Source organism: Kitasatospora sp. NPDC049285, from assembly GCF_040678815.1.
Taxonomy (GTDB): domain Bacteria; phylum Actinomycetota; class Actinomycetes; order Streptomycetales; family Streptomycetaceae; genus Kitasatospora.
The window spans coordinates 111,567-123,423 of record NZ_JBFAQR010000015.1 but is presented as its reverse complement, the minus strand read 5'-3'; the positions used below and the strand labels follow the sequence as shown (position 1 = coordinate 123,423).

10 protein-coding genes and 4 pseudogenes are annotated in these 11,857 nt (G+C 71.1%); 7 read left to right on the top strand and 7 right to left on the bottom strand.

Going from position 1 to position 11,857, the window contains the following annotated elements:
* The coding region (locus AB0K51_RS13390; protein WP_363453846.1) for a SpoIIE family protein phosphatase at positions 1 to 186 on the top strand (186 nt) is incomplete at its 5' end.
* 7 nt (positions 187 to 193) lie between these two features.
* Here the strand turns inward: AB0K51_RS13390 and AB0K51_RS13385 are convergent.
* Positions 194 to 1,288 (bottom strand): annotated as a pseudogene (locus AB0K51_RS13385) (AI-2E family transporter).
* A gap of 291 nt (positions 1,289 to 1,579) precedes the next feature.
* Between AB0K51_RS13385 and AB0K51_RS13380 the strand changes: the two are divergent.
* From AB0K51_RS13380 to AB0K51_RS13365, 4 genes and pseudogenes are all read left to right on the top strand, one after another.
* Positions 1,580 to 1,813 carry a DUF6296 family protein gene (locus AB0K51_RS13380; RefSeq protein ID WP_363453844.1) on the top strand — a complete coding sequence of 78 codons (234 nt, stop codon included), beginning with the start codon at positions 1,580 to 1,582 and terminating at the stop codon, positions 1,811 to 1,813.
* A gap of 17 nt (positions 1,814 to 1,830) precedes the next feature.
* Positions 1,831 to 2,619, top strand: a complete 789-nt coding sequence (locus AB0K51_RS13375; RefSeq protein WP_363453842.1) for a ribonuclease BN — start codon at positions 1,831 to 1,833, stop codon at positions 2,617 to 2,619.
* 220 nt (positions 2,620 to 2,839) lie between these two features.
* Positions 2,840 to 3,050 (top strand): annotated as a pseudogene (locus tag AB0K51_RS13370) (hypothetical protein); the annotation flags it as partial.
* Between the two features lie 337 nt (positions 3,051 to 3,387).
* Positions 3,388 to 4,173, top strand: coding sequence for a SigB/SigF/SigG family RNA polymerase sigma factor (locus AB0K51_RS13365; protein ID WP_363453840.1), 786 nt, complete (start codon positions 3,388 to 3,390; stop codon positions 4,171 to 4,173).
* Between the two features lie 58 nt (positions 4,174 to 4,231).
* On the opposite strand, the pseudogene AB0K51_RS13360 reads toward AB0K51_RS13365, so the two are convergent.
* The 6 genes and pseudogenes from AB0K51_RS13360 to AB0K51_RS13335 all read right to left on the bottom strand — a co-directional run.
* A pseudogene (locus AB0K51_RS13360) lies at positions 4,232 to 5,305 on the bottom strand (glutamate--cysteine ligase); the annotation flags it as partial.
* Positions 5,306 to 5,310: 5 nt separating this feature from the next.
* Positions 5,311 to 5,544, bottom strand: coding sequence for a hypothetical protein (locus AB0K51_RS13355; RefSeq protein ID WP_363453838.1), 234 nt, complete (start codon positions 5,542 to 5,544; stop codon positions 5,311 to 5,313).
* Between the two features lie 116 nt (positions 5,545 to 5,660).
* On the bottom strand, positions 5,661 to 5,846 hold the full coding sequence (locus tag AB0K51_RS13350; RefSeq protein ID WP_363453836.1) for a hypothetical protein: 186 nt from the start codon (positions 5,844 to 5,846) through the stop codon (positions 5,661 to 5,663).
* 794 nt (positions 5,847 to 6,640) lie between these two features.
* A complete protein-coding gene (locus AB0K51_RS13345; protein ID WP_363453834.1) occupies positions 6,641 to 8,059 on the bottom strand; it encodes a CYTH and CHAD domain-containing protein in 1,419 nt (472 codons plus the stop codon).
* A 207-nt stretch (positions 8,060 to 8,266) separates the two neighbouring features.
* On the bottom strand, positions 8,267 to 8,725 hold the full coding sequence (locus tag AB0K51_RS13340; protein WP_363453832.1) for an STAS domain-containing protein: 459 nt from the start codon (positions 8,723 to 8,725) through the stop codon (positions 8,267 to 8,269).
* A gap of 275 nt (positions 8,726 to 9,000) precedes the next feature.
* Entirely contained in the window at positions 9,001 to 9,375 is a 375-nt protein-coding gene (locus tag AB0K51_RS13335; RefSeq protein ID WP_363453830.1) for a helix-turn-helix domain-containing protein, read from the bottom strand.
* A 164-nt stretch (positions 9,376 to 9,539) separates the two neighbouring features.
* On the opposite strand from AB0K51_RS13335, the pseudogene AB0K51_RS13330 reads away from it, so the two are divergent.
* Together AB0K51_RS13330 and AB0K51_RS13325 are read left to right on the top strand one after the other, a co-directional pair.
* Positions 9,540 to 11,185, top strand: a pseudogene (locus tag AB0K51_RS13330) (thiamine pyrophosphate-requiring protein).
* A gap of 21 nt (positions 11,186 to 11,206) precedes the next feature.
* Positions 11,207 to 11,764 carry an FAD-binding protein gene (locus AB0K51_RS13325; RefSeq protein WP_363453828.1) on the top strand — a complete coding sequence of 186 codons (558 nt, stop codon included), beginning with the start codon at positions 11,207 to 11,209 and terminating at the stop codon, positions 11,762 to 11,764.
* Positions 11,765 to 11,857: the final 93 nt, after the last annotated feature.

The window sequence follows — 11,857 nt, the reverse complement described above, 5'->3', positions numbered from 1 at the left end:
CTGTTCACCGACGGACTCATCGAACGGCGTGACGAGACGCTGGACCACGCACTCGAACGCCTCCGCACGGCCGCGGAGGAGTACCAGGCTCCGGGACTCCGAGGCCGCATCGACCACATCCTCCGTCGGCTCAACGCCCCCAACCCACGGGACGACACCTGCATCGTCGGCCTCCAGCCGACCTGAGCCGTGGTCACCCTCGTCGGTCCCTTCCGCCATGGACGCGGGCTGGATGGCGTAGTTCCTTGACGATCGCACAGGCCACCGACACCAGCGGCACGGCGACCGCTGCTCCGACCACCCCGGCGAGCAGAGCGCCTGCGGCAACGCTCAGGGCGATCGCCACCGGGTGGATCCGCACGGCCCAGCTCATCACCAGCGGGTGCAGCAGGTGACCCTCGATCTGGCCGATCACCACGATCAGGCCCAGTACGATCAGTGCGATCACCGGGCCCCGCGTGGCCAGCGCCACCACCGACGCCACCGCCAGCGCGATCGGTGAGCCGATCAGCGGGACGAACGCGGCGAAGAACTCCCAGCAACATCAACGGCAGTGCGAGTGGCACCCGTAGGGCGAACAGCGCGACTCCCACCAGGATGGCGTTGCTGCCGGCCGCCAGCAGGCCCCGGGTGTAGCCGGCGAACGTCCCCATGCCGTCCGCCCCACACGGTCCCAGGTCGCACCCGTGCGCGGGCCGAGCTGCCGCTGCGCCCAGTCCCACATCCGCTCGCCCGAGTGCAGGAAGAACACCGAGCAGAACAGCGCCAGGGCCAGCCCCGTCACCGCCTCGACCACCCGACCCGCGCTGCTCACCGCGGTGCTGACCAGCCAGCCGCGGTGCCCGGAGACGTACGACCCCAGCTTGCCCTGCAGATTGCTCAGTGCACCTGCGTCCACATGGAACGGGGGCCCCTGGAGCCAGCGCTCGATCCGGTCCAGACCACCTCGGACCTCCCGGCCCAGCGCGGCGGACTCGGCCGCCACCACCTCGCCCACCCCGACCAGCAGGCCGACCACCGCCACGATCGCCGCCACCAGCGACACCAGCACCGCCAGCGGCCGGGGCATCATACGGGCGACCAGGTCCACCAGCGGCCGCAACACCGCCGTGAACACCAGCGCCACGAACAGCGCGACCGCGACGAGTTGCAGCCTTTCCAGCAGGAGGAAGAGGGCGTACGCGGCCGCGCCGACCAGCAGCAGCCGCAACGCGTAGCCGGCTGCCCGCCGAAGTCCCGGACCGGGACCCGTTCGGCTGACCGGGCGCCAGGCCCGGTGTCGCGTCACGGGGGCGGGACGCGATGCCCGGCTGCCCAGGACCCGTTGCGGGCGGCCGGGCGGCCGACTTTGGCCGGATGCCACCTGTCGATCCATCCCGTTGCACTCCGGCCCTCGACGGCCGTGCGCCGGGGCTCATCACCCGCGTACCTCCGTGCGCTCTCGCGGGTACCCGCTGGCCCGGGCTTCACGCGTCTGCGTCTCCGAGTGAGTGCCCTGCGCCCGTTTGTCCGGCGGGTGCAACGGGAAGACGTGCACATCGACCCGCCAAGGGGGCGGAGGGCCCAGGAGGAGGCCGCCATGACACCGGTCGAGCGGTACGCCGTCACCATTCCGGGTGCGCCGGGTGGCCATGCGCCGCCCCGGGTCGTCGTGGTGCATCATCTGAGGACGACCGGGCCGGACGGACGCCCGGTGTACGCGGACGAGTCCGGCACGCTCGTGGTGTACGTGAGCGGCGGGGTCGCCGAGCCGGTCGGCGCTCCGTCCGGTATGACCGCGCACCCGTGTCTGCAAGCCCATCCGGTGCCGTGACTGGTAGCCCGGTCACGGTGAGCGGGTATGTCCGGCGAGTTGTCGTGACGGCCTGGCGGCGGGGCCGCGAGGTCGAGCTGCTGCACCGGTCGATGGCGTTCGCGGCGCTGTCCTTCGTCACTCTGGTGCCGCTCCTGGTAGTCATCGCCGCCGCGTCACCGACACGCGGCAGCGGTATCGCCGACTGGATCGCCGACGGCCTCGGTCTGTCGGGTGACTCCTCGGTGGCGGTGGGGCAGCTGTTCGCCTCGCGCCGTGAAGTCCTCAGCACCACCACCGCTCTCGGTCTCGCCGCGCTCGCCGTGTTCGGGGTGAGCCTGACGACCGCGGTGCAGAACGCGTACGAGCGGATCTGGCAACTCCCCGCCAGCCCCTGGCACAGCGTGTGGCGGCAGGTCGTCGCTCTGATGGGGGTGATCGGCTACATCCTGGTCGCGGCGTGGAGCCGGATCCCCTGGGAGCACACTCCAGCCCAGTCGGCCGCGCGGGTGGCCGCCACGGTGGTCGGTGGCGTCCTGCTGTTCTGGTGGTTGCAGCGGCTGCTGCTCGGTGCGCGGATTGCCTGGCGCAGGCTGCTGCCGGGAGCCATCGCGACCGTGGCCGCGCTGGCGGGCCTGCGGGTGTTCTCACGGCTGGTCTTCGCGCCGCTGATCGTCACCAACGTCGTGGCGTACGGACCGGTCGGCACGGTCCTGGTCGTGCAGTCGTGGCTGGTCGGCGTGGGGTTCTCGCTCTACGGGGGCGCGATCGCGGGCCGAGCCCTGTTGTCGCTCCGAGCGATTCCACGCCGCCGAGGCCCTCGATGAGGCGCTGACACCGGCGGATGTCGGCCCCGGGGACAGATCCCCGGGGCCGACCGCTCACCAGCGATACCACCGCCTACCCGACCCTCCCGACGAGCCACGGGCCACCACGCACCTCCAGCCCGACCGTCTGCCCGGCTGCGGCGGATCCATGCCTGCCGCCACCCTGGGTGGGCTCAGTGCAGGGCCCGAGGGCGCGGCCGAGTGGATGGCCGACGCGTTCGGCGTGGGTCGACCGGCGGGTCAAGGCCGATCTCGACCGGTCCAAGGAGGTGATCGAAGAGCGAGGCTCTGCCGGCGGTGCCTGGCGGGGCCGGATCTCCCCAGGCAAATCACGCTCGGTCCGGGCCACGCCCACCGGGGCGCTGGCCGCCACCGGAAAGGTCGGCGTCGATCTTCGGCAAGAGCCGGATTGCGGTCCGGTACAGGATTGACCGCTGCGCCGACCGGGAATGTGCTAGGTACGGAGCAGCAGGGCGAGTATGCCCGACTCCGGTACCGGCGCCCATTGAGGCGCCGGGTTTCGCGGCACGGTCACCGTGCCGGGACGCCGCCGCCTGAAGAAGCCGGGCGTCACGGTCTCCCACAGCCGCACCCTCGTGCGCCGCGCGGTCAGCCGAGCTGCACCGCCGCTCCTCGGCGCGGGGGTCAACCAGGGAGATGACTGACCCCGTGTTCGGTCTCACCGCTACGCCGTCCTCTGCTGTTCTGCCCCGGTCCTGCGACGTGACGCCAGCCTCCAGCCTGCCCAGCCGTCAGGAGATGCGGCTGATGGACAAGACCGAGGCGCGCGAGCTGAGCGATGCCCTGTTCGCGCGGCTGGCCAGCCTGGATCGTGAGTCCGCCGACTACAGCTACGTCCGCGGCACGATCATCGAATTGAACATGCCTCTGGTGCGCTTCGTCGCCGCCGGGTTCCGCAACCGGTCCGCCGAGATGGAGGACCTCCTGCAGGTCGGCACAGTCGGCTTGATCAAGGCCGTTGACGGCTACGACCGCCGGCGCGGCATCGAATTCGTCACGTACGCGATTCCCACCATCGCCGGCGAGGTCAAGCGGTTCTTTCGCGACACCTCCTGGCCTGTACGGGTGCCGCGCAGCCTGCAGGAGCTGTACCTGCGGGTCGTGCGAGCTTCGGACCGGATCGAGCAGAGCCTCGGTCGGCTGCCCAGCGCCCAGGAGCTCGCGGACAGCCTGGGGCTGGATGTCGACGATGCTGCGGCCGCACTCGCCGTGGGCCGCGCCTACCGCGCCAGATCACTGGACGCGCTGCGCGAGGACCGCGGGGAGGACACCGGCAGCGCGCTGCTCGACCGGCTCGGCGAACGCGACGCCAGGCTCGACCTGGTCGAATGCCGAGAGTCGGTGCGGCCGCTGCTCAAGGACCTCACGCCACGGGAGCGGACCATCCTGATGCTGCGGTTCTGGGGTGACTGCACCCAGTCCGAGATCGCCGAACAGATCGGCTGCTCCCAGATGCATGTCTCCCGGCTGCTGGCTGCCACCCTGGATGGCCTGAGGGCCCGGCTGGACACGCCTGCCGCCGATGCGCGCTGACCGACCCTCTGGCCGAGGCTGCGCTCAGCGGACGAGGACGGTCTCGGTCGGCCAGCCAGTCGACGACATCGGTCAGCTGGCGCCGCCGCCCGAAGGCGGCCCGCTGGTGGTCTGAGCCAGTCCCGGCACAGAACACCTCCTCCAGCAGGGTCCCAACAGTCGCCAGGTCGCCTGCGGCGGCAAGCCCGGGCGTCGCGTACTCGAACAACTGCTCCACGAGCAGCGCGGCCGGCTCCGGCCGGGCAGCCACCGGGTCCAGGCCCAGGCCGGTGAGCCCGCTGCGGGCCACGCAGCTGTGGGCCGCCCGCAGCACCTCGTCGTCGGCCGGCGGTACGGGTACGCCGTCGTGCTGGTCGGCGAGCAGCCGGGCGCACAGGCCGCGGGTCAGTCCCGCGACCAGCACGGTGGTGTCCACGGTGGCGCTGACGTCGGGGACCCGGATTTCCAGGGTCGGCACATGCTCCGACGGGCGGGCGTACCAGTAGATCATTCGCCGGTCGAGCAGCAGACCGGAGGTGACCAGGGCGTCGGCGAGCCGCTCGTATCCGGTGGCGTCCAGCAGCGGTGCCGGGCCGACGGTCGGCCAGGCGGCCCAGCGGACCGCGCGCCAGTCGGCGAAGGCGGTGTCGCGACCCGCGCAGTACGGAGATTTGACGGCGAGCGCCTGGAGTGCCGGCAGCCAGGGCCGGAGCCGGGCGCTGATTGCCAGTGCCTGCGCCCGGTCCAGGGGGCCCACGTGGATGTGGCAGCCACAGACCGCCCCGCTGGTGTCGTCCACCACTGAGCCGAACCTTTCGGCCATCTGCTGGTAGCGCTGGAAGTCGCTCACGCCAACCGGCTTCTCCGCGGCCAGTGGTGACGTCCCCGACACGACCAGGAGACAGCCGGCGTCGGCCGCGGCTGCGGCCACGGTCGCCCGCAGGCCGGTCAGCTCACTGCGTAGCGCGGCCAGCGAAGCGACCGGGGTGGTACAGATCTCCACCTGGCCGCCGAAGAACTCGGGCTGGAGCTGATCTCCCAGCAGTGGTCCGGCATCGGCCACCACCTGGGACGCCCGGTCCGCCGGCGCGCGGCTTGCCCGGTCGACGAGGAGGAACTCCTCCTCGACACCCAGCGTGGGAACGGTGGGCATGCGGATCACCGGCCAGGCCGGGGCCCGTCCGGATCAGACACGAAGGCGATGCACTCCACGTCGATCTGGTCGGAAACCTCTCCGAGCATCGCGGCGAGAGCGCCGGCTGTCCGCGGGTCCGGGTCGGAATCCATGCTCGGCGCCCGTCGCACCCCTTGGAGGCCGAGTTCGCGCAGCAGGTGGGTGACCTGCTCGGCGGGGATCGCGAGGCCCTCATCCGGCTGGTGGATCAGTGGCACGTCCACCCGGTCCGTGCGCCCACAGCTCCTCTCGGTCAAAGGACTGCCCGACTTCTGTCCCGAACGAAGCGATCAACGCGCAGCCGAAAGCCCGGCCGCACGTGGGTGTGCCGAAATCAGCCTTCGTCAGGCTCGGGAGCCGGATCCGATGTCTGCTCGGCGACCGGCTTGCTCGCCCGCACTGTCAGCACGGTGCGGGTCTTCGGCTGGTCCTTCTGCGCCAACCGGTCTGCGTCGTCGTGTTCGTCGTCGTCGTGGTGGAGGGGTACGCCACCTGAGCCGCCCTGCGGGATGTCGTCCATGGCCTGCTCCTGGTTCTCGTCGGGCCCTTGCGGCCACCCCGGCACTGCGCAGGGAAACCGCTGCTGCGCCCAGCGGTGCGGTAAGGGGCAGTGGGCAGACACGCAGGCCAGGAGGTACGCCAGGGCGACCAGCCGGTGACCGCTCGCATCGATCTGGAGCTGCGACGGCTGCTGTCGTGGGTATTCCTGGGCCTGTTCGTCTGCGGCGTCGCAACGTTCTCCGGCGACGGCGGGCGGCGCTCTGGCCACGGCGACCCTTGGGCGCTCCGGAGCCCCCGTTCTCCGTTCGGGCGCTGCCCCGGACTCCAATTCGTGCGGGGCGTTCGTGGTCACCGACTTCTGGCAGGATGTGGATCCCGAGCACGAGAAGGCCCGCGCCGCGGCGGCAGCACGCCCGCGCCCACGCTCGGCGTTCAGCACGCGATCTGCACGGCACGAGGACTTCGACACCTGCCCGGCCGCCCATCGGGACGCGCTGCGCGCCGCCCTGGCCTCGTCCCCACACGGCGCGGACACGCGCTAGCACGGGGGGCCGACCGACCCTGGAGTCGGGTCGGCCGTCAGCGTGCCGGTGGTCAGAGTTCCTCGGTGTCCGTGGCCGACCGGCTCTCCTCCTTGGGGTTTCCCTCCTCGTCGGTGTCGTCGGCCTTGGCCCGCACGTCCTAGGGCGTCGGTGCTGTGATGTTCCGCTGCTCCGCGGACCGTGCCTCGGTCTCCTTGTCGACCGTTGGTGCGTCGTTCTCGGCAGTTGCGCTCATGGCTTTGTCCTCGCGGTGGACTGCGTCCTGCGGAGGTCACCGCTCGAGCTGTCGGCCGGCTTTTTCGGCTGCCGACAGCAGGCGGTCCGTCCCGCGTCGCTGGTGGGTGTGGAGGACGCCCAGCCCGAAGGCGATCTGGGGAGGGGCTTGGGCGGCGAGTTCCCGGAGTGTTCCTTCCGCGACCACGCCGTCCTGGTGGGCGCCGAGGGCCTTCTGGAGGCGTTTCGTGTGCTTGGCGAGCCGGCGGGCTCGGTTTCCGAGGAGTGGCGCGGTGCATTCTGCGGTGTACCGGGCCCGTTTGGCTGCTTTCCGCGCGCGGTGCAGGGCAGCATCGCGTTCCTGCCCCGGGGGAAGCGCAAGAGCTGTGCGCAGGCGCCGGACGGTTCGTTTCCGTTGGCGGTCCGTCACCTTGCGGGCCTCCTTGCGGCCGTGCCGGGCACGGCCGCGTAGCGGCGGGTCGGCGGCGAGGTCCTCCAGCGCGTCGATCAGAGCGAAGTAGCGAGGCTGGCCCATCGCTTCGACGGCTGCGCGCCAGGCAGACTCGTAGCGGTGCCGGAAGACGGATTCAAGCAGTCGGCAGGTCCGTCGCGGATGGAGCCCCGGGGCCAGGTCGGCGGCGTCCGCGGTAAGGTGCTCGGCCATCACTTCGGCGTCCCGGGCGTGTCCGAGAGTGCGGCCGAGCCGGCGGAGTTCGTCGTCGATGTCCCCGAGGGCCGCCTGGTGGAGGAGGCGGCGGTGGGCGGCGAGGGCGCTGCGGAGGCGCCGCACGTGGACGCGCATCCGGTGCACGGCGTCGGATTCGTCGAGCCGGACGGCTGCGTCGAGTGTCTCCAGAGCGGCAACGTGGGCTCGCAGGTAGGCGGTGAGCGAGGCCCCGACCGAGTCGTCGGCGTTCTGGCTGGCCGGCGGCGGTCTCCGGGATGCTGGTGGAAGGGCTTCGAGCCGTTCATGCAGGGCCCTGCCGAGTTTTGTTGGGGAGGAGGGCGGTCGCAGGCCGTCGGCCAGTAGCCGCTCCTCGACGGCGTCGAGCAGCTCGGGTCCCGCGTCGGTGAGCTCCACCTCGGTCTCGGTCCAGTTGAGATGTCGGGGTGCCGTGCCACCGGGGCCGATCAGATCGGCCGAGACTGTGTCCCGGTCGATCTCCGCGAGGGTCCGTCCGTGCTCGTCCAGCAGCAGCGTGGGCTCCCGCCGGGTTCGCAGGTGGGCGACGGGGCCGAGTCGACCACCGTGTGCGTGGATCGCTGCTCGGGCAGTCAGTTCGTCGGGCGGCTGGTCCCGGCCGTCGGGGGGTAGGCGGGTCTCTGTGCGGCTCCCGTTTGGTTGGGGAGTCTTCAGATGCCATCCCGCGTCGTGGCCGCCGGTGCGCCGCCGCAGGGTGACGCCGCGGCGCAGCAGCCGAAGGTCGGGAGTGTCGAAGTAGACGGCGTCCAGCCGTTCGACGGCAGTCTTGCGCACCGTTGTCACCCCGGACAGGCCGTCTGCGGTGACCGGTGTACGCGGCGCTCCGTCGTACGAGCGTTCGGTCTCCAGGTGTCGTGTCGCCACACTGCGCGTCTGTCCGGTCCGGCGGATCCCAATCATCGGGGCCCAACGTTGGAGGAGGGGCTGGCAGGCGGTTGTGGGTCTCTCGCGCTGGTACCGCGCGTGAGAGCGCGCGATTCGTCATGCGTCCGGCCGTGCCCGGAGGGTGCGGCCGAATGCTCGGGCGTCGGGGCGGGCGTCAAGGGCTGGTGCGATCCGGCGGGTCGCGGGCAGCGCGTTGTCGGCGATGGTGAACAGAGCGTCGGCCTGGGTGATTTCCAGCAGCCTTGTGGCCTGGTGCCGAAGGCCTGAGAGTTGCAGGTCGACGCCCGCTTGCTGGGCTGCGTGGCGGGTCTTGAGCAGGGCGTTGAGGCCGACGCAGTCGCAGAAGACCACGCCTGTCATGTCGATGACCAGCCGCAGTGGACGGCTCCGCACAGCTCGGGCGAGTGCATGGTCTAGGACGGGCTGCCGGTCCTGGTCTAGTTCCCCCGTCAGGTGGACGACCACCGTGCCGCCAGGTGCCTGGGAGACGGTGACAAGTGGTGGTGATGCCGGGCTAGGTCCGTTGGAACTGGGGATGGTGTGCAGCGCGTCCACGGGTGCGCTCCCTTCTGGCCCGGAACCTGTGTGACTTCGCTCCTCAACCCCGGGACACGTCGGGGCTGACCGGCGGGTGCCGATGTCCGCGCCTGGGCGTCGACGTGGAGGCACGGTCGGGCTCGCGCAAAGTGCTCAGGACATCTGCCGCGGCCGCCGGGGCTGTGGCGCGGACCGCGATCAAGGGCCCCTGGATGTCCTTCTTGTTCCGGCGGTCCAGGCCGTCGGCGTACGGCTCGCTGTCCGCCGCGGCGTGGCCGACCGTCGGAGGGAAGTCAGGAAGGCTCGTCGTGCTCATGATCGTCACCGGTAGGGGTTCGGGGGTCGTGGCTGCTGTCGGAGTCGGTGCCGGGCGCGAGGTCGGCGAACAGTTCCAGGAGTCCGGCGATCTCGTGGCGGGCCTCGGCAGGGTGTCGGAAGTAGGTGTGCCTGGTGACGCTGTAGTGGTTGCGCCGTCCGTGCCGCGACCTGGTCAGGTAGCCGGCGCTCTCCAGGTCGGTGATAACCGCCTGTACCGCCCGCTCCGTCAGTTCGCATGCGGAGGCGAGATCCCGCACCCGCACCTCGGGGTCACGCGAGACCATCAGCAGTACCCGCGCGTGCTGGGTCAGGAACGTCCAGCTGGTGCGGGGTTCGTGTGCGTCCGCCACACCTCAAGTATGTACCGGGATTCCGGTTTCGGCATCCCTGTCTCCGCGATCCGGTGCGCCGGCCGGAGGCGAAGGGTCGAGTTTCGCCGCGGTCACAGTGGTTAGCCGCGTGGGAGGGCTCGTCGCATCCGATGGCCCCGTCCGCGGCCGGGAGGAGTTCGGTGATGAAGGTTTCCGACCACGTGCTGGAGAGGCTTCGCGACTGGGATGTCGAGCACGTCTTCGCCTATCCCGGTGATGGCATCAACGGTCTGCTCGCCGCGTGGGGGCGCGCCGAGGACCGGCCGCGCTTTCTCCAGGCCCGGCACGAGGAGATGGCCGCGTTCCAGGCCGTCGGCTACGCGAAGTTCTCCGGCCGTATCGGGGTCTGTGCGGCCACATCGGGGCCGGGTGCGATCCACCTGCTCAACGGCCTCTACGACGCGAAGCTCGACCATGTTCCGGTGGTGGCGATCGTCGGGCAGACCGACCGGAGCGCGATGGGCGGCTCCTACCAGCAGGAGGTCGACCTCCTGAGTCTGTACAAGGACGTGGCCTCGGAGTTCTGCGAGATGGTCACCGTTCCCGCGCAGCTGCCCAACGTGCTGGACCGTGCGATGCGGGTCGCTGCCACTCGGCGCACGGTGACCGCGGTGATCATTCCGGCCGACGTCCAGGAGCTCGACTACGAGCCGCCGGCACACGCGTTCAAGCAGGTCCCGTCCAGCCTCGGCGTGCCCCACTACGCATCTGTCCCGGCCGACGAGGACCTTGTGCGAGCAGCGGAGGTCCTCAACGCGGGCGACAAGGTGGCGATGCTGATCGGGCAGGGCGCCCGCCAGGCCCGGCCCGAGGTCGAGCAGGCCGCCGACCTGCTCGGCGCCGGGGTCGCGAAGGCCCTGCTCGGCAAGGACGCACTGCCCGACACACTGCCGTATGTCACCGGGTCGATCGGGCTGCTCGGCACCCGGGCCTCCTACGAGATGATGCGCGACTGCGACACGCTACTCGTCGTGGGCTCCAGCTTCCCGTACACCCAGTTCCTGCCCGAGTTCGACCAGGCCCGCGCTGTGCAGATCGACCTCGACCCGTCGATGGTCGGCCTGCGCTACCCCTTCGAGGTCAACCTCGTCGGTGACGCCGGCGAGACGCTCCGCCGGCTCGTCCCGCTGCTCGAGCCCAAGCAAGACGGCAGCTGGCGCAAGACTGTCGAGGAGAACGCCGCCCGGTGGTGGGAGGTGATGCAACGGCGTGCCGAGGTCTCCGCCGATCCGGTCAACCCGGAGTACGTGGTGCACGTCCTCGACGCGCTGCTGCCCGAGAACGCGATGATCGCCGCGGACTCCGGATCGGCGGCGAACTGGTACGCCCGGCACCTGCGCATGCGCGGATCGATGCGCGGCTCGCTCTCCGGCACCCTGGCGACCATGGGGCCGGGCGTGCCATACGTGATCGGCGCCAAGTTCGCCCATCCCGACCGGCCAGCGATCGCGATCGTCGGCGACGGCGCGATGCAGATGAACGGCCTCGCGGAGCTGATCACCGCAGCCAAGTACTACCGGGAGTGGTCCGATCCGCGGCTGGTCGTGGCGGTGCTGAACAACCACGACCTGAACCAGGTCACCTGGGAGATGCGGGCGATGCAGGGAGCCCCGCAGTTCGAGCCCTCGTGGAGCCGGTGTGGCGACAGGCCTTGGCCTCCGACCGGCCGTTCGTCATCGACTTCCGCACCGACCCTGCGGTGCCGCCGATCCCGCCGCACGCCTCCTGGGTCGTCCGCCAAGGGGTGAAGGCCAAGGTCCAGGAGTTCCTGCCCGGTGGAGGGACGTGAGCTGTGTCGGAGCGTCAGGAGGTGGACCTGATCGCGCTCGAGCGGGCACGCGTGGCCGAGGGCGACGGCGAGGTCCGGTTCGATGCGGGCAGCCGTGGCGCGTACGCGACCGACGGTTCCAACTACCGGCAGGTCCCGCTCGGTGTGGTAGTGCCGCGCAGCGTGGAGGCCGGTGCCGACGCGGTCGGGGTGTGCGCGGCATTCCAAGCCCCGGTGCTCGCCCGCGGCGGCGGCACCAGCCTCGGCGGGCAGTGCACCCTCCCGATGCCGGCCATCCGCGGCGCCTACCCAGCCGACGACCCCCGCACCGCCGCCACCCTGCGAGCGGTCCGCGCCGACCTTGCCTCGGATCACTACGGGTACCGGTTCCGCCACGACCAGCGGCCCCTGCAGGACGCCGAAGGGGCGTTCCTGCTGTGCGGATTCACCATGGCCCTGGCCGAACACCAGCAGCACGACGACGTCGAAGCGGCGCGCCGGTTCGAACGCAACCGCGCCGCCTGCGGACCGCCAGGCGTCTACGCGGAGGAGTTCGATGTCGCCCAGCGCCAGCCACGCGGCAACCTGCCCCAGGCCTAGGTGCACGCGATGACGCTCGAAACGGCCGCCCGACTAGCGTCCCGGACGGCGACGGACCGACGACACCACCACGGCATCCCGGTAGGAGGGCCC

Coding starts and splice junctions, on each gene's coding strand:
- AB0K51_RS13380 (WP_363453844.1), top strand. CDS start 1,580: ATGACACCGGTCGAGCGGTACGCCGTCACCATTCCGGGTGCGCCGGGT.
- AB0K51_RS13365 (WP_363453840.1), top strand. CDS start 3,388: ATGGACAAGACCGAGGCGCGCGAGCTGAGCGATGCCCTGTTCGCGCGG.
- AB0K51_RS13350 (WP_363453836.1), bottom strand. CDS start 5,846: ATGGACGACATCCCGCAGGGCGGCTCAGGTGGCGTACCCCTCCACCAC.